This is a genomic window from Nocardia arthritidis, from assembly GCF_011801145.1.
GTDB classification, from domain to species: Bacteria; Actinomycetota; Actinomycetes; order Mycobacteriales; family Mycobacteriaceae; genus Nocardia; species Nocardia arthritidis_A.
This window is the reverse complement of the sequence record NZ_CP046172.1, coordinates 6181186-6200025: the sequence shown is the minus strand read 5'-3', so window position 1 is coordinate 6200025 and position 18840 is coordinate 6181186. Positions and strand designations below refer to the sequence as shown.

At 67.6% G+C, this 18840-nt stretch carries 18 protein-coding genes; 9 read left to right on the top strand and 9 right to left on the bottom strand.

Annotation, left to right across the window (positions count from 1 at the left end):
• Positions 1 to 310 precede the first annotated feature (310 nt).
• The 7 genes from F5544_RS27895 (at position 311) to F5544_RS27865 (ending at position 7318) form a co-directional block, all read left to right on the top strand.
• On the top strand, positions 311 to 1222 hold the full coding sequence (locus F5544_RS27895) for a DMT family transporter (RefSeq protein WP_167475937.1): 912 nt from the start codon (positions 311 to 313) through the stop codon (positions 1220 to 1222).
• A 329-nt stretch (positions 1223 to 1551) separates the two neighbouring features.
• Positions 1552 to 2493, top strand: a complete 942-nt coding sequence (locus F5544_RS27890) for an alpha/beta hydrolase (RefSeq protein ID WP_238846702.1) — start codon at positions 1552 to 1554, stop codon at positions 2491 to 2493.
• 260 nt (positions 2494 to 2753) lie between these two features.
• Complete coding sequence (locus F5544_RS27885) at positions 2754 to 3332, top strand: DUF3558 domain-containing protein (RefSeq protein ID WP_167475935.1); 579 nt, start codon at positions 2754 to 2756, stop codon at positions 3330 to 3332.
• 27 nt (positions 3333 to 3359) lie between these two features.
• Positions 3360 to 3839 carry a hypothetical protein gene (locus F5544_RS27880; RefSeq protein ID WP_167475934.1) on the top strand — a complete coding sequence of 160 codons (480 nt, stop codon included), beginning with the start codon at positions 3360 to 3362 and terminating at the stop codon, positions 3837 to 3839.
• Positions 3836 to 5038 carry a hypothetical protein gene (locus F5544_RS27875; RefSeq protein ID WP_167475933.1) on the top strand — a complete coding sequence of 401 codons (1203 nt, stop codon included), beginning with the start codon at positions 3836 to 3838 and terminating at the stop codon, positions 5036 to 5038. The genes F5544_RS27880 and F5544_RS27875 overlap by 4 nt, the downstream gene beginning before the upstream one ends.
• A gap of 134 nt (positions 5039 to 5172) precedes the next feature.
• On the top strand, positions 5173 to 5691 hold the full coding sequence (locus F5544_RS27870; RefSeq protein WP_167475932.1) for a hypothetical protein: 519 nt from the start codon (positions 5173 to 5175) through the stop codon (positions 5689 to 5691).
• A gap of 28 nt (positions 5692 to 5719) precedes the next feature.
• The gene (locus tag F5544_RS27865) at positions 5720 to 7318 is read left to right on the top strand and encodes an MFS transporter (RefSeq protein WP_167475931.1); all 1599 of its coding nucleotides are present in this window, start codon (positions 5720 to 5722) and stop codon (positions 7316 to 7318) included.
• A gap of 223 nt (positions 7319 to 7541) precedes the next feature.
• Here the strand turns inward: F5544_RS27865 and F5544_RS27860 are convergent, their stop codons facing one another.
• Positions 7542 to 8318, bottom strand: coding sequence for a maleylpyruvate isomerase family mycothiol-dependent enzyme (locus F5544_RS27860; protein ID WP_167475930.1), 777 nt, complete (start codon positions 8316 to 8318; stop codon positions 7542 to 7544).
• A 143-nt stretch (positions 8319 to 8461) separates the two neighbouring features.
• Between F5544_RS27860 and secG the strand changes: the two genes are divergently transcribed.
• Positions 8462 to 8695, top strand: coding sequence for a preprotein translocase subunit SecG (secG, locus tag F5544_RS27855; RefSeq protein ID WP_167475929.1), 234 nt, complete (start codon positions 8462 to 8464; stop codon positions 8693 to 8695).
• Positions 8696 to 8770: 75 nt separating this feature from the next.
• On the opposite strand, the gene F5544_RS27850 is transcribed toward secG, so the two are convergent.
• A complete protein-coding gene (locus F5544_RS27850; protein ID WP_167475928.1) occupies positions 8771 to 9619 on the bottom strand; it encodes an SDR family NAD(P)-dependent oxidoreductase in 849 nt (282 codons plus the stop codon).
• Between the two features lie 41 nt (positions 9620 to 9660).
• Between F5544_RS27850 and F5544_RS27845 the strand changes: the two genes are divergently transcribed.
• Positions 9661 to 10653 carry an alpha/beta fold hydrolase gene (locus tag F5544_RS27845; RefSeq protein ID WP_167475927.1) on the top strand — a complete coding sequence of 331 codons (993 nt, stop codon included), beginning with the start codon at positions 9661 to 9663 and terminating at the stop codon, positions 10651 to 10653.
• A gap of 71 nt (positions 10654 to 10724) precedes the next feature.
• Here the strand turns inward: F5544_RS27845 and F5544_RS27840 are convergent, their stop codons facing one another.
• The 7 genes from F5544_RS27840 to tal all read right to left on the bottom strand — a co-directional run bounded on the left by F5544_RS27840 (position 10725) and on the right by tal (position 18838).
• On the bottom strand, positions 10725 to 11444 hold the full coding sequence (locus tag F5544_RS27840) for a tetratricopeptide repeat protein (protein ID WP_167475926.1): 720 nt from the start codon (positions 11442 to 11444) through the stop codon (positions 10725 to 10727).
• 90 nt (positions 11445 to 11534) lie between these two features.
• Positions 11535 to 12014: an SRPBCC domain-containing protein gene (locus F5544_RS27835; RefSeq protein WP_167475925.1), complete on the bottom strand. Its 480-nt coding sequence runs from the start codon at positions 12012 to 12014 to the stop codon at positions 11535 to 11537.
• A 141-nt stretch (positions 12015 to 12155) separates the two neighbouring features.
• Complete coding sequence (locus tag F5544_RS27830; RefSeq protein WP_167475924.1) at positions 12156 to 14402, bottom strand: thiamine pyrophosphate-dependent enzyme; 2247 nt, start codon at positions 14400 to 14402, stop codon at positions 12156 to 12158.
• Positions 14403 to 14534: 132 nt separating this feature from the next.
• Positions 14535 to 15260, bottom strand: coding sequence for a 6-phosphogluconolactonase (gene pgl / locus F5544_RS27825; protein ID WP_167475923.1), 726 nt, complete (start codon positions 15258 to 15260; stop codon positions 14535 to 14537).
• Complete coding sequence (gene opcA, locus F5544_RS27820; protein WP_174867421.1) at positions 15253 to 16161, bottom strand: glucose-6-phosphate dehydrogenase assembly protein OpcA; 909 nt, start codon at positions 16159 to 16161, stop codon at positions 15253 to 15255. Before opcA ends, pgl begins: the two co-directional genes overlap by 8 nt.
• Positions 16158 to 17708 (bottom strand): glucose-6-phosphate dehydrogenase, encoded by a 1551-nt coding sequence (zwf, locus tag F5544_RS27815; RefSeq protein ID WP_167475921.1) that lies wholly within the window; start codon positions 17706 to 17708, stop codon positions 16158 to 16160. Before zwf ends, opcA begins: the two co-directional genes overlap by 4 nt.
• A gap of 5 nt (positions 17709 to 17713) precedes the next feature.
• The gene (gene tal, locus F5544_RS27810) at positions 17714 to 18838 is read right to left on the bottom strand and encodes a transaldolase (RefSeq protein WP_167475920.1); all 1125 of its coding nucleotides are present in this window, start codon (positions 18836 to 18838) and stop codon (positions 17714 to 17716) included.
• Positions 18839 to 18840: the final 2 nt, after the last annotated feature.

Below are 18840 nucleotides of genomic sequence, written 5' to 3'. Positions count from 1 at the left end.
AAGCGGCGGGCAGTAGTATCGGGTTCGTGCATCGACTCTTTCCGATCACTCCGCCCCCGGCCTCCTGAGCGAGGTGTATTGGGTAGCGCGCCACCGCGATCGGTGAGCGTGCTCTTCAGGCGTACTTCCTGCCTCGGCTTCGGCTGTGTGTTGGCGTTCGTGCCTGTTTCACGTGCCTTCGGTGCACCTCGCTTCCGCGATCTCGATCATTGATCCGATCCGCGACGTCCGCGGGTGATTCGCGATGGCCCGATGCGGCCATCCGGCTCGGCGGCTCGTCGCGGTCCCATCGCAGGAGCGCGAACTTTTCATGTCCACAGTTGTGTCGACGGCCCGGCGTTCCGGGCTGATATCTCTTATCGCGGCCGGAATCCTCTGGGGCACCGGCGGTTTGCTCGGTGCGCTGCTCGGCCGGGCCACCGGCCTCGCCCCGATCGCGGTCGCCGCCTGCCGACTCGGTACCGGCGGTCTACTACTGATCCTGACGTTGATCGTCACCAGGCGGCCGATGCCGCGAAATCGGTTGGCGTGGCGCAGAATCGGTGCGATCGCCGCACTCGCGGGCTGGTTTCAGATGTGCTACTTCGGCGCGGTGGCCGCGTCGTCGGTGAGCCTCGCGACCCTGATCACGATCGGGATGTCACCGGTATTCGTCGCGGTGCTGGAACAGCTCACCGGCAGGCGGGCACTGGACCGCCGCCGCGTCGCGACGATCGGTCTCGCCCTGTCCGGTCTGACGCTGCTGGTCGGCGGCCCGGCCACGGGCTCGGCCGCCGGGCTGCTGCTCGGCGCCGCGCTGGCCGCCGCTGCCGCCGCCGGCTTCGCCATCATGACGCTGATCAGCGCCGATCCGGTCGACGGTCTCGAGCCGATGACCACCACCGCGCTCGGTTTCACCGGCGGCGCGGTGCTCCTCGCCCCGTTGGCCGCGAGCACCGGTCTCAGTTTCACCGTGACACCGACCAGCATCGCCCTGCTACTGGCACTCGGCCTCTTCCCGACCGCCGCCGCCTACTCGCTGTACTTCCACGGCCTGCCCGCCGCAGGCCCGGGAACCACCGCGGCCATGGCCCTGCTGGAACCGCTCACCGGCACCATCCTCGCCGCCGTCATCCTCGGCGACCGCCTGCGCCCCCTCGCACTGGTCGGTGCGGCCCTGCTGGTGGCGGCCTTACTACTCGCCGCGCGTGCGGCGAGCGATATCGAAGAAATGGAGGGCTGAATATGCGGCGGACCGCCTGTCAACTCCGGCGGTCCGCCCTCCGGCTCGGCGCTGTCTCTGTCTCTGGGATGTTGGTCACCGGCTGCGCCCCTCGGGTCGGTCGGCAACTAGGGGCACCTCCGGGCTGAAACCGACTAGAGGTTGCGGGGTGCGTGTCCTATCCGACTGGTCCGATTCGGTGTGTTCAGATCGGTAAGGTGCGTCCACCGCTGTGGTTTTCGACGTAGGGAAGTGATATGTCGATCTGGTTCACCCGAAGGTTTCGTCCCCGCGCACCGCGAACGAATCGTCGGGGGCCGTTGGTGAGATCGCTGTCGGTGGTGGGGATTGTGGGACTCGTCTTGGCCGGGACGGTCATCGGGGCACCTGTCGTGCTGGCGCAGGCGCAGATCGATCACATTGTCAAGCGCACGGACCGGTGGTTGCAGGTGTTCGTGCGGTCACCGGCGATGGGGCGGATCGTTCAGGTCGACCTGTTGTCGCCGGCGGATTCGACGACACCGCATCCGACGTTGTACCTGCTGGACGGTAACGGCGCCGACGCGTCGGAGGGGCAGAGCACGTGGACGTTGCGCACCGATGCCGTCGCTTTCTTCGCCGACAAGCCGGTGAATGTCGTACTGGCCGTCGGCGGTGGCGGCACGTTCTATACGAACTGGCTGCGCGATGATCCCGGTCTGGGGCACAACCAGTGGGAGACCTTCCTCAGCCAGGAACTTCCACCCCTGATCGATACCAACTTCCACGGCAGCGGCCGCAACGGCGTCGCGGGTGTTTCGATGGGCGGCCAGGCCGCGATGACGCTGGCCTTCCGGAACCCGGCGCTGTACCGGTCGGTGGCCGCGTACAGCGGTTGCCTGTTCACCAGCAATGTCGGCCAAACCTATGTTCGCACAGCGGTTTTCGAACGCGGTGGCAACCCGGACAACATGTGGGGGACCGCAGGCGACCCGCAGTGGCCCGCGCACGACGTGAGCCTGCACACCGACGGATTGCGCGGCAAGGCGTTGTTCGTGTCGACCGGCACGGGCGTACCCGGACCCGCGGACGCGACCTTCGATCCGACCTTCAGTTGGCCGACCACCGAGGCCGCTGCTGTCGCCGTCGAGCAGGGTGCGCACGACTGCACCACCGGATTCGACGCCGAGCTGCGCGGCGATGGCATTCCGGCCACCGTGAAGTACTACCCGATCGGCACCCACTCGTGGCCGTATTGGCAAGCGCCGCTGCATGATTCGTGGCCCGTGCTGGCCGGCGGGCTCGGGGTCTGACGAGCATTCGGCCGCGAAGTATCCGATGACCGGAGCAGGCTCGCTGCGGGGTGGCTCCCTCGGGATCGGCTACGCCTCTGCGGGTGGATGATGGCGTTGACGTTGGTCCCGATCGGCCCTTGTCCGCCGGGGTGGGCGGCTGCTTGCGAGGTCAATGGACCCACCGGTAACGTCGCAGGAACTTCCAGACGCTTCAGGGGGCGGAGAGGCCGGTCCGGTCCTGGCGGGTCGTAGCGTGCGCACCGGCTTATGGGGAATCGATGACGAGCAGGCCGAAGTCATTGTGTTTGACCGTCTTCGCTGTCGGGGCCGTGTTTGTCCTCGCGGGATGCGGGTCGTCCACGGGCGGTACCGCCGGGCCGTCGAGTAGCGCCAAAACCTCCTCGTCGACAGGTCCCGCTGCGGACGTGCCGAGCGGCTTCGACGGTTGTAATCTCCCACAGAGTTTCCTGGATTCCGAGAAGCTCGAGAATCGCGGCCCAGACGAGTCGGACCTCGGCGGTGGACTCAAATTACGCGGCTGTCGGTATCTGCGGACCGATGATGGCTACGGCGGATATATCAGGATGACCAATCTCACGGTGGATATGGTGCGGGCCAAGCAGTTCCCCGAAACCAAAGAGTTAACGGTCGATGGGCGACGAGCGATCTCTTCCCGTCAGTTCCTAGGCCCCAATATCAAGGATTCGTGCACAGTGGATGTGGAGATGAAGGGCGGTAGCCTCGACATCAATGTAAACAATCCACCCAGCAGGAAAGACACCGGCAAGCTCGACTCGTGCGACATTGCGAAATCTTTAGCAGACAAGATTGCTCCGATGATACCGGCCGGAGCCTGATCGTCACCCACGTCGGGAGGGAAACAAATGAGCGACGATGCAACTCAATCACCTCGACCAATGGCCAACCTACTCAAAGAGGTGAAGGATGGGAATCTGACGATAAGGCTGTCGGCTGACGATTTCATCAATATCGATCGCGACTGCGAGTCCTTCAAAAGGACAATTAAAGACATGCAAACAGTCGCGCAAGATATTGCAAGCCAGCAGGCTTGGGGCTGCGGAGAATCCCCCATGTACTGCCAGGTCGACCTTCGTACGTTGGTCTCGGGGGAAACCGTCGTCAATCGGTTCCGGAAAAAGGCGCAAGACGACCCGAATAGTATTTACAAGATACTGGACCAGCACCTCCAGATCATCGAAGACATCCAGGAAGCCCACCGTATCGTCCGTGACCGCCTCGTCCAGTCCGACGCCGAATTCGCGGCCGCATTCAACAGTAAGAAGGACGTACCGGACACACGCCCGCAGGTCAAAGCTCCCGATCTCTCATCGAGGCCGAAATGAACGCATACGAGTCACCAGGTATCCCGAGCGGGGGTGAGAACCCGAACAACTGGAGTCATAAGGAGATCCTGCACACCTTCGAGGTGCAGAAGCCGGAGAACGCGGGTCCCGCGAGCCAAAAGTATGGTCAACTCTGGCGAATGTGGGAGCAGGGTCTGGAGACCTTCAACCGCTCGATTCAGAAATCGATCTCGGATGCCTGGTCCGGCGGAAAAGCCGCGCCGCTGGCGATGGATGCGATTCGCAATTACGTCAAGAACGCTCAAGAATTGAGCGGTCCGATTTCGGAGATGCAATCCCGGGTCGAGGAAGCATCGGCCGCTGTCGGCATGACCAAGACCGGGATTCCGGGCCTGGTGGAGGGTGATCCGCACTGGTACAACCCCTTCAGTTGGGGCAAGAACGGCGAGAAGTCCGAGAAATTGCAAGAGGCTCGCGAGGCCATGGAGAAGGACTTCGTGAAGCCGATGGGTGTCATCGACGCCAAGATCCCGGTATTCCCCACGCCGAACAACCCGACGAACCCGGTCGATATCCCGCAGGCCCCGCCCGGCGGATGGGACTGGCAGTCCGGCGTCCCGGGCAACGGTGTCCCCGGCAATGGAGTTCCGGGCAACGGCGTTCCCGGCGTGAAACCGGGCGGCGACGACCCCGGCAAAGACAAAGGCAAGGACAAGGACGACGGCAAGGACAAGGGCCAGCCGGGCACCGACCCCAAGACCGGGCAGCCGACCGGAACGAACCCGACCTCCACCAACCCGACTTCGACTAATCCGAAGCCGACGCAACCGACCACCCCGACCGGACTCGATCCGACCAAGACGAACCCGACGGGCCTCAACCCGAGTACGCCCATCCCGAGCACTCCCGGCCTACCCCGCAGCACTCCGGGAGTCCCGAGCAACCCTGGCAACACCCCGAAGACCGCGGCCCCGCGCCAAAGCCTGCCCGGCCTGGCGGGCACCGCGGCCGCCGCCAACCAAGCGGCAGCCGCCGCCGCCCGCGGCGCGACCGGCGCCCAGGGCGCGTTCGGCGGCATGCCCGGCGCGGCCGGAAAAGGCAAGGGCGACGAGGATTCCGAGCACAAGATCCCGGAGTGGCTGATCAACCAGGAGAACACCGACGAACTCCTCGGCGAACAACCCAAAACCCTCCCGGGCGGCGTGATCGGTACCAACCCGGAATTCAAGGATTCCTGACCACACGGAGTTGGCGTCGGTCCGCGCCGCGGGTCCGGCACGCATTCGGACTGCCGTATCGTTCGGCCGGGCCGAGCGTCCGCCGGAGCGCGGGTCGCTTGCCTCGGCGGTGTGCGGCGGCCGATCATGTGCGGGTGCGATTGTGGACGTTGCAGGCGCCCGAGGTGGTTGCCGCCCTCCACGCCGAGGGGGAGTACCTGGCCGATTGGGCGACCGTGCCGGGTGATTACGGTCCGGCGTATCGGGCGGTGGTCGCCGAGATGGCTCGGCGTGGGATCGATTCGGCTGGGGCGCCGCCGATTTGGTGCTGGACGTGGCGGAGCCCGCTGCGGCTGACGGCGAATCTGTTGCTGAGCGACCAGGATTGGGCGCACGGGCGGTGGCTGCTCGCACTCGACGCGCCGGACCGGCTGACGCTGTCCACATCGTATGCCGGATGGAACGACTACCTGTGCTACACAATGGGTTTCGCCGAGGAAACGGTCGAGATGGACTGGTCCGGCCGCCTGCTCTCCGCGGTGGATCAGCCGCAGGTCACCCTCCCCGAGCTGCGGGCCGATTGGGTGCTGTGGGCACGGGAATTCCCGCCCGACGCGGAGACCGTGGCCCGGATCGCGGCGAACCCGATCGTGATCGCTAGAGACGTCGGATGAGCGGATCAGCGGCACTAAGCTCAGGGTAATGAGCACCGTGACCGCATCGACCCCAACCATTTCGACTTGGGCGCCGATGCGGTCGCGAATCTACCGGGCGCTGTGGATCGCGCAGCTGGTGTCGAACCTCGGCACCTGGATGCAGACGGTGGGCGCGCAGTGGATCCTGGTGGACGAGCCGAACGCCGCCGCGCTGGTTTCCTTCGTGCAAACCGCCCTCACCCTCCCGGTCATGATGCTGGCGATACCGTCCGGCGTGATCGCCGACCTGGTCGACCGGCGCAGGCTGCTGCTGAGCGCGCAGTCGACGATGGCGGTGCTCGCCGCGGTGCTCGCGGTATTCACCGCGACCGGGCACACCACCCCGGCCGTACTGCTGACGCTGCTGTTCCTGCTCGGCTGCGGTCAGGCGCTCACCGCACCGGCCTGGCAGGCAATCCAGCCGGAACTGGTTGCACGCGAACAGATTCCGGCGGCGTCCGCGCTCGGCAGCATGAATTTCAACATCGGCCGCGCGGTGGGGCCCGCGCTGGCCGGCGTGCTGGTCTCGCTGTTCGGGCCGACGCTGGTGTTCGTCTTGAACGCGATCTCGTTCGGCGGCATCGTCGCGGTGCTGGCGGTCTGGCGCCGCCCGCCGAAGAAACGCAAACTGCCCAGCGAGCGGCCGCTGGCCGCGGTGCAGGCGGGCACCCGATTCGTCCGCTCGGCGCCGGCGATCAGGAAGGTGCTGTATCGCACGATCCTGTTCGTCGGCCCGGGTAGCGCGGTGTGGGCGCTGCTGCCGGTGATCGCCCGCGACCAGCTCGGCCTCACCTCATCGGGTTACGGCCTGATGCTCGGTGCGCTCGGTGTCGGCGCGGTGTGCGGCGCGCTGTCGCTGTCCCGGATTCGGGTGCTGCTCACCCCGACCCAGCGGCTCGCCGCCGCGGCGGTGATCTTCGGCGTCGCCACCGCGGGCGTCGCCGTCGTGCCCAATCTGCCGGTGGTGCTCGCGCTGCTGGTCGGCGCCGGACTGGCCTGGATGCTGTCCATGTCGACGCTGAATTCGACGGTGCAGCTCTTGCTGCCCGCATGGGTGCGTGCGCGCGGGCTGTCGGTGTATCTGCTGGTGTTCATGGCGGGCCAGGCGGTCGGATCGCTGATCTGGGGTCTGGTGGCGGGCGCATTCGGTCCGGTGCGCGCGCTGCTCGCCGCCGCGGTGCTGCTGGGGGGCTGCGCGGTGAGCACGCTGTGGCTGAAGATCCGGCACAACGCCGAGGAGGTCGATCTGACGCCGACGCCGTTCTGGCCGGATCCGGAACTCGCCGTCGAACCGGATCCGTCCGACGGCCCGGTGCTGGTGATGCGCCGCTACGACGTGCCGGAGGACCGCATCGACGATTTCCTCGCCGCGATGGCCTACGTCGGCCGGTCCATGCAGCGGACGGGTGCGATGGAGTGGCGCCTGTACCGCGATGTCGGCGAAATCGACCGGTACGTAGAGGCTTTCGTGGTCCGATCGTGGGCCGAGCATATGCATCAGCACCAGGTGCGGCTCACCGCACAGGATCAGGCGCACGAGGAGGCGGTAGCGGAATTCGCGACCGGCGAAGCGCAGACCCACCTCGTAGCGGTGCAGCCGCACTAGGCGTCCGCATTCGCTCCGGCCATGCGCGGCTGCGGACGGTTTCGCCGACGGCGTCCATTAGGCGTACGTCCGCGTTCGTTCGGCCGTGCGCGGGGCCGGGGATGGCTTCACCGACAGCGCCTGTCAGGCGTACCTCCACATTCGCTCGGGCCATGCGCGCTGCGGACGGCTTCGCCGACAGCGCCTGCAGGTGGGGCGGCGCACAGGGGCGGGACGCCTTCGACTAGGCCGGTAGGAATCGCCGGTTGAATCCCAGTGCGAGCCAAGGTTTTCGGCCCCAGGCCAGCACCTTGCCGGTGAGCGCCGGTTTCCACGGTGCGAGCCTGCCGTAGTTCAACAGCAGCAGCGTGACCGGTTCGGCGCTGATATGCACATCGACCGGTCCCGGCTCGCCGATGGTCACCTGTCCGGCGGTGAACCGGAAGAAATAGCGGTTGAGGCCGCGCAGCCGCAGCTCATAGCTGGCGGTATGGCCGCCGGATCGGGCTGGATCGACCCAGCCGGGTATCACCTGGGTGAGACCGTCCATGACGATCGGCACATGCGCCGGATCAATCGACCACGGCCTGCCGAGCGTGGCCGCGATGTCGTGGCCGTGCACGATGAACTCCGCCAATAGCGTTCCGCGCGCCCGGTCGGCCCTGATGCGCTGATCGCCGTCGAACATCATCGTCAAGTCGGGCCCGCCCGCGGCGACGGTTTCCAGGAAGTCGTCGGTGTCGGCGATGAGGCGCGCCGCCAGCTTCTCGGGATCGCGGGTCGGCAGCGTGCGGATCTGTTCGGCGTTGAAGGCGGGCAATTCGGCCGCGCGGGCGGGCCATTCGCCGCGGCCGAGCGCCAGCTCGCGGTAGCGCGACGGTTCCATCGCGACGTGACCGAGTACGTCGCCGATCGACCAGCCCGGTGTGGCCGCCACCGATCGGTTCTGATCCGGGGCCGCGGCCGCCAGTTCGGCGAAGCGGCGGGCCATCGTCCGGACGGCGTCGGCGACTGGATCCATCTCACGCACTCCTCGTATGTGGTTATCGAGCACCACGGTACCGGCCGGGCGGTTCGCCTTGCAGGAGCTGGGAAAACGGCAGGCGAGCGCGCGTAAGCGTGCCTGATTCGGTGTGATTCGGACGACCGCATAGACTGATCGGCATGCGGATGTTCCTGGATATCCTCCTGATCATCACCAGCGTGCTGCTGGTGCTGCTGGTGCTGCTGCACCGCGCCAAGGGTGGAGGTCTGTCCAGCCTGTTCGGCGGCGGCGTCCAGTCCAGCCTGTCGGGGTCGACGGTGGTGGAGAAGAACCTCGACCGAATCACCATCTTCACCGGGCTGATCTGGCTCATCTGCATTCTCGGCATCGGGTTGGAAATCAAGTTCTCCTGATCGATGCGGCCGGGTGCGCCCGGCGCAGCGTCGTCTTCGCGGCCGGGCCCGGCGTGGTCCGGCCGCTTTGCGCTGTCATTCGGTGCGCGGCACCCGGCCGTCGATATCGGTGAAGCCGTAATGTTCGGCGAGATCGGCCATCGGCCACGGTGATCCGGTGCGGGCCCGGCGCGCGGGGTCGGCGGCCAGTGCGACCACGGCGCGTCCGGCGAAGCGCGGGGTTTCGGCCTCGTCGAGGTCGAAGGTGCCCTCGCCGGGCAGGGTGATGCGGCGGTGACCGCTGGCGTCGGCCGGAACCAGTTGCAGCAGTTCGGTATTCACGATGCCGGGCCAAATGGATACCACGGTGACCCCGGTATCGGCCAGATCGTGCGCCAGATCGGCGGTGAGCCGGTCGAGCGCGGTTTTGGCGACACCGTATACGGCGTTGTGCAGGTAGCGCCGCGAACCCGGCGAGGACACGTTGACGATCAGGCCGTCCGCGGCCAGCAGCAGCGGTGCGGCGAAATGGCTTGCCACGTAATGGGATCGGACGCCGATATCGAAGGTCTCGTCCCAGGCGTGCGGCGGCACCGCCCAGAACGGCTTACCGAGCCAGCGGGCGCTCGCGGGGGAGTCGTAGACGTTGTTGACCAGAATGTCCAAGCGGCCGTTGGTATCCCGGATCTGGTCGAACAGGTCGCGCACCGCGTCGTCGTCGCGATGATCGCAGACGACGGGCACGCCAAGCCCACCCGCCTCGTCGATGGCGGCCGCGGTCTCGCCGACCGATCCGGGCAGTTTGCCCGGTGTGGCGGACCGGCCCGTGACGTAGACCGTCGCGCCCGCCGCGCCGAGTTCCAGCGCGATACCCTTCCCGATGCCGCGGCTCCCGCCGGTGACGACCGCGATGCGGTCGGATAGCTTGCCAGGTGTTGCGTCCATGACCTCGGTACACTACCGACCATTAGAAACGTGTTCTAGCTATGGAGTTGGTCGTGCAGGTAACCCATCGGTTCGTGACCACCAACGATATTCGGCTGCACGTGGCCGAACAGGGCGCCGGTGACCCGGTTATTTTCTGCCACGGGTTCCCGCACACCTGGTTCATCTGGCACCACCAGCTGGCGGCCGTGGCGGCGGCCGGATACCGGGCCATCGCGCCGGATCTGCGCGGCTACGGCCGCACCGAGGCGCCCGCGGATCCGGCGGCGTACACGAACCGCGCGGTGATCGGCGATCTGCTCGGCCTGCTCGACGAGATCGGTTCCGAGCGGGCGGTTTTCGTCGGACTCGATTTCGGCGCGGCCCTGGTGTGGGAGTTGGCGCTGCGTGCGCCGGAGCGGGTGCGCGCGGTGATGGTGCTGAACAATCCGTACGCGCCGCGGCCGCCGCGCCGCCCGAGCGAACTGTGGGCCAAGGCCGCGCGGCGACATTTCCTGCACCTGGACTATTTTCAGCGGCCCGGCGTCGCCGATGCCGAACTCGACGCGCACCCAAGGGATTTCCTTGCCCGCGTCTACTACGCGCTGAGCGCGGAGTACAACTACTTCGACGTCTGGCGGTATCCCGCCGAGAATCACGGCTACCTCGACGTGCTGCCGCAGGCGCCCGCGCTGCCGTGGCCGTGGCTCGACAAGGATGAATTCGATACGCTGGCAGCGGATTTCGTCCGCACCGGCTTCACCGGCGGGCTCAACTGGTACCGCTGCCTGGACCGCAACTGGGAGCTCACCGCCGAGCTGCCGACCACGGTCACCGTGCCCGCGTTCTTCCTGTACGGTGCGAAGGATCTGGATATGGCCGGGTTCAGCGGCCGGGATCCGTTGGCCACCATGCGTTCCCACGTGCCCGACCTGCGCGCCGTCACCGAGGTGTCCGGTGCGGGCCATCTGGTACAACTGGAACGCGCCGACCAGGTGAACGCGCTGCTCACCGCCCATCTCGGCGCCCTGCGCCGCGAGGCCGCGCGAACGTAGGCGTACCTCCGCATTCGCTCCGGCCATGCGCGGTCTGAAGACGGACTTCGTCCGGCAGCGCCCATTAGGCGTCAACCGGTGGACGGCAACCCGTCGCCGCGCAGATCGCGCACCAGGCCGAGGAATTTCTGATGTAGCTCCCGGTACTGGGTCGAATCCACCGCGCCCGCCTCGAAAATGGCCTCGGCCTCATCCAATTTGCCCAGCCGGAGCAGGCATTCACCGCTGGAGAAGTAGGCGGCCTCACCGTCGGGGTGGATTTGTAGGGAATGCTCGAAATCGTCGAGGGCCGAACGGTAATCGCCGATGTTCATATAGCTGAAGCCGCGGTTGTCGATGGCCTCGTAGAAGAGCGGGAAAAGGTCGGCGGCCCTGGTGTATTCCTCGATGGCCTCGCGGTGCCGCTGCTGATCGTTCAGCGCGCCGCCCGCCGCGAAATGCGAATTGGCTCTGGCGACAACGGTTTCCAGATTCTGCCCGGTCTCCGCCAGATAGCGGCGGAAGTCCACCCGTTTGAGGTACTCGTGGAACCCGACCAGATCCGCCGGGGCGACCGCACAGGTGCCGAGCACCTCCCACGCGCCGCGAAAGGCCGTGGCGCGCAACGGCGCATGGTAGGCCAGCACCTCGAGCCCGGCCACCACGTCCGGGGTCGGTCGTTCACTGGTGGAGCGATACATCAGGCAGTGCAGCAGCTCACCGCCATCCGGCCACACATCCACCACGAGCACCTTCACCACGGCCCACTCGCCCGAATCCTCGCGTTTGACCAGCACGTCGCCAACCTGCAAAGCCGCCTCCACCTGTCCATCGGCCGAACCGATCCACACTACACGCTGTGAAAGACTCACCGCCCGTACGCAGTTCGGGCGGGGTACCGATCAGTGGTACTCGTCGGTCAGCTTCGGATAATCCGACCAGCGCGGCAGCTGCTCACCCTGGAGATAGGCGGTGAGCCGGTCGAGGAGGTACTGCCAGCGCGGCCCCATCGCGGCCGCGGCGGCGGGCGAGAGATGACGGCGAACGAGTTCGACCGTCGTGACGACGCCGACCTGGTTGAACGCGAGCTCGACAAGGCCGCCGTCCACATGCAACACCAGTTCGTGCGGCGCGCGGCAGTGATCGATCCGGATGGCCAGCGCCCCCGGCACCGGTCCGTCCGACGGCTCGATGGTCAGGTTTCCGCCGCCCCCGGTGACGGCGCCGAGCCAGCGCGACAACTGGTTTCGATCCGTGCAGGCCGACCACACCTCGAGCACCGGCAACCGGAACGACCGCAGGTAGTGCAGTAACACCAGATCTCCGTCCGGTGTGTGCCGGTGCTCCGGCCGCACCTCGCCGAGCATGGACATCCCCGTCATGACCATCCCCTTCCGCCGCAGGTCACCGCTGCCTCTACTGTATTCGGCCGGGTGCGGGCCGACTCCGAATCGCCCGAACCTGCGCTGCTGTACCGAATCGGGCGAATCGGTCCCCGGATCGGGCGCGGTGTGCTGTGCGGGTCAGCGGTCGGCGAGGAGTTTGTCGGCGGCGGCCTCGATCCTGGTCTCGTCGAGCAGCACGGTGTCGGCGGCCGGTCCGAGCGGAACGAAGCTGTCCTCGCTGGTGGCGCGGGCGATTCGGCCGTCGAATCCGGCGTCGAGCAGGGCGGCGCAGACGGATTCGGAGACACCGCCGCTGTACCGGGTTTCGTCGGCGATCAGCACCCGGCCGGTGGCATTGGCGTGCCGCAGCAGATCGTCGGCGGGCAGCGGGGTGAGCCAGCGCAGGTCGAGCACCCGAGCGTGTACACCGCGTTCGGCGAGCCGGGCCGCCACGCGCAGGCTCATCGGAACGCCGTTGGCGAAGCTGACGATGGTGAGGTCGGCGCCGTCGCCGTAGCAGCGGGCCCGCCCGATGGGCACATGCTCGCCGGAAGGCGTTGCCAGCCAACCGTTGTCGCCGGGGCTGTACAAATCACGGGTGTGGTACAGCGCGATAGGCTCGAGGAAGACGCAGACGCGCCCGTCCACCCTGGCCGCCGAGACGCAGGTGCGTAGCAGGGCGGCGGCATCGTCGGCGCGGGATGGCGACGCCACCACCAGCCCGGGGATATCCCGCAGCGCCGCAACGGAATTGTCGTTGTGGAAGTGGCCGCCGAAACCCTTCTGATATGCGTAGCCGGCGATCCGGACCACCATCGGGTTGCGATAGTGGCCGTGCGAGAAGAACTGCAGGGTCGCCGCCTCGCCGCGCAGTTGGTCGGCGGCATTGTGCAGGTAGGCGAGGTATTGGATCTCCGGCACCGGCACGAATCCGGTGAGCGCCGTACCCAGCGCGGTGCCGAGGACGCTCTGTTCGTCGAGCAGGGTGTCGAAGACGCGGCGCGCGCCGAACAGCTTGCGCAGGCCCTTCGTGACGCCGTAGACGCCGCCTTTACGGCCGACGTCCTCGCCGAATACCAGCACGTCGCGGTCGCGCACCATGATGTCGGCGAGGGTGCCGTTGATCGCCTGCGCGAGCGTCAGCGGATCGCCCTGCGCCGCTGCCTGATTCGGCGCGGCCGCGGAATCAGTCGCGGGGACGCCGCTGCCCGATGCCGCGGCGGCGGAAGTGGTTTCGACCGCGGTCCACGACCCGCGCAGCACATCCTCGCGCACCGCGTCCGGATGCGCGGGAGCCAGCGGCGCCATGACCGCCGCCGCAGAGGTCAATTTCGGTTCCCGCCAGACCACTTCGGCCATGAACGCGACCCGGCCGCCGATTTCGTCGTACCGGTCGATCACCTCGTCGGGCCGGGCGACGCCGGATTCGGCGAGCAGGCGTCCGGTCGCCAGTACGGGGTCGTGCACGAGGTCGGCCGCGATATCGCCGGGGCGGCGGTAGGCGGCCTCCATATCCGAACCCGCGTGGCCCATCAGCCGGATGGTGCGCAACCGCAGGAACGCGGGTTTGCGCTGCTCGCGCACCCAGTCGGCGGCCTGCCGCGAAACCGTCAGCGCCGCAAGGGGATCGCAGCCGTCGGCGGTGAAATAGCGCAGTCCCCGCCTGCTGCCGTACGCGTATTCGATCCAGTCCGGCGGCGTCGGCACGCTGATGCCGATCCCGTTGTCCTCGCAGACGAACAGCAGCGGTAGCGCAACCCCTTGGTGGGCCGTGTGAATCGCGGCATTGATGGCGCCGACCGCGGTCGAATGATTCGCCGACGCGTCACCGAAACTGCACAGCACCACCGCATCCGACGGCCACTCGGCCGGAACACCCAGGCGCTGTGCGCGTTCGATGCCGAAGGCCAGCCCGACCGCGCGCGGCAGGTGGGAGGCGATGGTGGAGGTCATCGGGATGATCGAGGCCGGTTTGCTGCCGAAGACCTTGTGCCTGCCGCCGGATATCGGGTCCGCGGCCGCCGCGACGACGCCGAGCAGCACGTCCCGGATCGGGTCCAGCCCGCCGACCTGACGGCAGCGCTGCACGAAGAACGCGCCCGAACGATAGTGCAGCAGTGCGGGATCGGTGGTGCGCAGCGCCATCGCCAGCGCGGCATTGCCCTCGTGACCGGACGAACCGATGCTGTAGTACCCGCGCTTGGCGCTGCCGAGGCGGCGCGCGGCCAGGTCGAGATGCCTACTTGTGGCCTGGGATTCGAACAGCTCCAGGCATTGCGCTCCGGTGATGCCCGGCGCGATCTCCTCGGTCGGCGGCCGGTGCGGCCGGGGTGTCAGCGCGGAGATCTCCGCCCGGAACCGTTCGTCGAGATCAACGTCCGTCATCGCGCCCTCACGGCCAGGAGCCTACGGCTCGAACAACCTGTCGCACAGCATTTTCCGGAATATTGTCGATCACGGTGCGCGATCGGCGTAGATCTTGCGCGAAGCGGGCCCGGAAAACCGAACCCTGCCGACTCAGCTCAGCCGGGCCGCCGCGGCCTTGTCCAGCAGCCAGGTGGTCGATTCCGAACCGATCGCGCCCGCGGCCGGGAAGTCGACCGGATCGGCTCCGCCCATCGCCGCCGCGACGGCCTCCGCCTTCCCCGCTCCGCCGACCACCAGCACCACATGCCGGGCCCGCCGCACCGCGGGCAGCGTCAGCGTCACCCGCACGGGTGGCGGCTTCGGCGAATCGCTCACCGCGACAACGAGTTCGTGCTCCTCGCGCACCGCGGCGGTGTGCGGGAAGAGCGAATTCACATGTCCCTCACCGCCCATGCCGAGCAGATGCAGATCGAAGGCGCCGTGCTCGGCCAGGTGGGCGTGTACGGCGGCGCCGTACTCCGCGGCCGCCTCGACCGGATCCGGATACTCGCCGTCCGAGGTGGACACCGGATGCACCCGGGCCGGATTCACCGGAACGTGGTCCAGTAGCGCCTGCCGGGCCTGCAGGTCGTTGCGCTCGGGATCGCCAGCGGGGACGAACCTTTCGTCGCCCCAGAAGACGTCGAGCCGCGACCAGTCGATGGCTCCCGGCTCCCGGCGCACCAGCTCCAGCAGCGCGATTCCGGTGCCGCCGCCGGTCAGCACCACCGACGCCGAGCCGCGCGCCCGCTGCGCGGCGACGACCACGTCCACGAACCGCGCCGCGGCCGCCGCCACCAGTCCGTCGGTATCGCTCAGCACTTCGTACTCACTCATAGGTGACCTTCTCGATTCCGGCCAGCGCCTCGGCGTAGATCTCGTCGGCGTCCAACCGGCGCAGCTCCTCGGCCAGGCACTCGTTGGTTTCCCTGCGCGCCAACGCGATTCGCTGATCCGGATCCCCGGTCCTGGTCAGCGTCGCGGTGCGCCCGGTCTGCGGGCGTTCGATCGCGATCGAGGCCGACGGGCGGTGCACCTCCACCCGCAGCGCACCCGTGCGCCGCACCACCGGGCAGTCCAGCCGGGCGGCGAACCAGCCCGCCAGCATGTCCAGCGCCGGTTCGTCGCGCAACCCGGACACCGTCACCGAGCTGACCGGCTCGTACGGCGGTTCGTCCATGGCGGCGGCGAGCAGGGCCCGCCAGTAGGTGATCCGGCTCCAGGCCAGATCGGTGTCGCCGGTGGCGTACGAGCCGCGCCGCCGCTTGATGGCGGACAGCGGATCCGGCGCGAAGGTGGCGTCGGTGATGCGGCGGGTCGCCAGGCGGCCGACCGAATCCTTGGACGGGAACTCCGGCGCGCCCCGCGGCCACCAGGCCACCACCGGGGTGTCGGGCAGCAGGAACGGGATCACCACGCTGCTCTCGTGGCTCACCAGCTCGCCCTGCAGTCGCAGCACTATCACCTCGGCCGCGCCCGCGTCGCCGCCGACCCGGATCTGCGCGTCGAGCCGGGTCTGCGCCTCGCGATCGCCGCGCGCCAAAACGACCACCCGGCAAGGGTGTTCGCGGCTGGCGTCGTTGGCGGCGTCGATGGCGTCCTCGGCCTCGGAGCTGTCCAGCGTGCACACCACCAGGGTGAGCACCCGGCCCATGGTGATGACGCCATTGCTTTCCCGCAGCTGCACAAGGCGTTTCGTGACGTCGCCGGTCGTCGTGTCCGGCATGTCGATGATCACGGCCGCCGCCATTCCCGCCCGGTGCGGGCGAGCATCTCGTCGGCCGACGCGGGACCCCATGTGCCCGCCTCGTACTGCTCCGGTTTGCCGTTGGCGGCCCAGTGCTCGAGCACCGGATCCAGGATGCGCCAGGACAATTCGACCTCCGCGTTCACCGGGAACAGCGACGGCACCCCGAGCAGCACATCGAGGATCAGGCGCTCGTATGCCTCGGGGGAGGATTCGGTGAATGCCTCGCCGTAGCTGAAATCCATATTGACGTCGCGCACTTCCATGCCGGAACCGGGCACCTTCGAGCCGAAGCGCATGGTGATGCCCTCATCCGGCTGCACCCGGATCACCAGCGCGTTCTGCCCCAGCTCCTCGGTCATGGTCTGGTCGAACGGCAGATGCGGGGCGCGCTTGAACACCACGGCTATCTCGGTCACCCTGCGACCCAAGCGCTTTCCGGTGCGCAGATAGAACGGGACGCCGGCCCAGCGCCGGGTATCCACCTCGAGCGTGATCGCGGCGTACGTCTCGGTCTTCGACTGCGGGTCGAAACCCTCCTCGTCGAGCAGGCCGACCACGTGCTCGCCGCCCTGCCAGCCCTCCGCGTACTGTCCGCGCGCGGTGGTCTCATCAAGGGGCTCGACGAGTTTGGTGGCCGAGAGCACCTTGATCTTCTCCAGCTGCAGCTGGGTCGGCTGGAAGCTGATCGGCTCCTCCATGGCGGTGAGCGCGAGCAGCTGCAGCAGATGATTCTGGATCACGTCGCGGGCGGCGCCGATGCCGTCGTAATAGCCTGCGCGCCCGCCCAATCCGATGTCCTCGGCCATGGTGATCTGGACGTGGTCGACGAAGTTGGCGTTCCAGATCGGGTCGAACAGCTGGTTCGCGAAGCGCAGCGCCAGGACGTTCTGCACCGTCTCCTTGCCGAGGTAGTGGTCGATCCGGAAGACCGTTTCCTCCGGAAAGACCCGGTTGACAAGGGCGTTCAGCTCCTGGGCGCTTTCCAGGTCGTGCCCGAACGGCTTCTCGATCACCACCCGCCGCCACGGATTGCGGCCGTTGACCGCCTCCGGCTTGGCCAGCCCGTGCTGGGACAGCTGGTCGAGCACCACCGGGAACATATTCGGCGGAATCGACAGGTAGAAGGCGTGATTGCCGCCGGTGCCGCGGTCCTTGTCCAGCTTGGCGAGGGTATCGGCGAGCCGGGTGAATGCGTCGTTGTCGTCGAAGGTGCCCTGTACGAAGCGAATTCCCTCGGCGAGGTGGTCCCAGACCTCCTGCCGGAACGGGGTGCGCGCATGCGCCTTCACCGCGTCGAGCACCACCTGCGCGAAATCCTCGTCCGCATAGTCGCGCCGGGCGAAGCCGACCAGCGCGAAGCCCGGGGGCAGCAGCCCCCGGTTCGCCAGGTCGTAGATGGCCGGCATCAGCTTCTTGCGGGAGAGGTCGCCGGTGACGCCGAAGATCACCATGCTGCACGGGCCCGCGATGCGGGGGAGCCGCTTGTCCCGCTCGTCGCGCAGCGGGTTCTGCCAGGTTTGTGTCCTGCCGGCCATCTGGGTCAGTTGCTTCCGGCCAATTCAGCGGTGGTCGCGGAAAGCAGCTCTTCCCAAGACTTTTCGAACTTGTCGACGCCCTCGCGCTCCAGCACGTCGAAGACGTCGGCCAGATCGATGCCGACGGCGGTGAGCCGGTCGAAGACCTCCTGCGCGGCGGCCGCGGTGCCGGACATGGTGTCGCCGCGGATCTCGCCGTGGTCGGCCACCGCCTCGATCGTCTTCTCCGGCAACGTGTTCACGGTGTTCGGCGCGGTCAGCTCGGTGACGTACATGGTGTCCGGGTAATCCGGATTCTTCACGCCGGTCGAAGCCCACAGCGCCCGTTGCCGATTCGCGCCGGACGAGGCGAGCACCGCGTAGGTGGAGGTGTGCGCGCCGCCGTCGAATACGTCCTGGTATTCGGCGTATGCCAAGCGCGCGTTGGCGATTCCGGCCTTACCGCGCAGCTCCAGCGCCTCCGGCGTGCCGATGGCCTCCAGCCGCTTATCGATCTCGGTATCCACCCGGGATACGAAGAACGATGCGACGGAATGGATCCGGGCCAGATCGTGCCCGGCGGCCTTGGCATTGCGCAGCCCGTCCAGGTAGGCGCCCATCACCGAGCGGTAGCGCTGCACCGAGAAGATCAGCGTGACGTTCACGCTGATGCCCTCGGCGATCACCTTGGTGATCGCGGGCAGGCCTTCCTCGGTGGCCGGAATCTTGATGAACAGGTTGGGTCGGTCGACCGTCTTCCACAGGTCGATCGCCTGTGCCACGGTCTTTTCCGTGTCGAAGGCCAGCCGCGGGTCCACCTCGATGGACACCCGGCCGTCGACACCGCCCGTCGTCTCGTACACCCCGGCCAGCACATCGCAGGCCGAGCGCACGTCGTCGGTGGTGATGGTGCGGATCGCGGCGTCGGCGTCCGCGCCCTGGGCGGCGAGCTCCTTCACCTGCGCGTCGTAGGCGTGGCCCTTGCTGAGCGCGCCCTGGAAAATGGTCGGGTTGGTGGTGACTCCGACGACGCTGCGGGTTTCGATCAGCTCGGCCAGATTCCCGGACTGGATCCGGTCCCTGGACAGGTCGTCGAGCCAGACGGATACGCCGGCCGCGGAGAGGGCGGCGAGATTCTCGTTCTGTGCCATGG

Excerpts from the sequence above, each read along its gene's own strand:
- F5544_RS27835 (WP_167475925.1), bottom strand. The coding sequence starts at position 12,014 with ATGACGGGGATGTCCATGCTCGGCGAGGTGCGGCCGGAGCACCGGCAC.
- tal (WP_167475920.1), bottom strand. The coding sequence starts at position 18,838 with ATGGCACAGAACGAGAATCTCGCCGCCCTCTCCGCGGCCGGCGTATCC.
- F5544_RS27865 (WP_167475931.1), top strand. The coding sequence starts at position 5,720 with ATGAGCACCGTGACCGCATCGACCCCAACCATTTCGACTTGGGCGCCG.
- F5544_RS27885 (WP_167475935.1), top strand. The coding sequence starts at position 2,754 with ATGACGAGCAGGCCGAAGTCATTGTGTTTGACCGTCTTCGCTGTCGGG.
- F5544_RS27830 (WP_167475924.1), bottom strand. The coding sequence starts at position 14,402 with ATGACGGACGTTGATCTCGACGAACGGTTCCGGGCGGAGATCTCCGCG.
- pgl (WP_167475923.1), bottom strand. The coding sequence starts at position 15,260 with ATGAGTGAGTACGAAGTGCTGAGCGATACCGACGGACTGGTGGCGGCG.
- F5544_RS27880 (WP_167475934.1), top strand. The coding sequence starts at position 3,360 with ATGAGCGACGATGCAACTCAATCACCTCGACCAATGGCCAACCTACTC.
- F5544_RS27895 (WP_167475937.1), top strand. The coding sequence starts at position 311 with ATGTCCACAGTTGTGTCGACGGCCCGGCGTTCCGGGCTGATATCTCTT.
- F5544_RS27875 (WP_167475933.1), top strand. The coding sequence starts at position 3,836 with ATGAACGCATACGAGTCACCAGGTATCCCGAGCGGGGGTGAGAACCCG.
- secG (WP_167475929.1), top strand. The coding sequence starts at position 8,462 with ATGCGGATGTTCCTGGATATCCTCCTGATCATCACCAGCGTGCTGCTG.
- F5544_RS27845 (WP_167475927.1), top strand. The coding sequence starts at position 9,661 with ATGGAGTTGGTCGTGCAGGTAACCCATCGGTTCGTGACCACCAACGAT.
- F5544_RS27860 (WP_167475930.1), bottom strand. The coding sequence starts at position 8,318 with ATGGATCCAGTCGCCGACGCCGTCCGGACGATGGCCCGCCGCTTCGCC.
- F5544_RS27850 (WP_167475928.1), bottom strand. The coding sequence starts at position 9,619 with ATGGACGCAACACCTGGCAAGCTATCCGACCGCATCGCGGTCGTCACC.
- zwf (WP_167475921.1), bottom strand. The coding sequence starts at position 17,708 with ATGGCCGGCAGGACACAAACCTGGCAGAACCCGCTGCGCGACGAGCGG.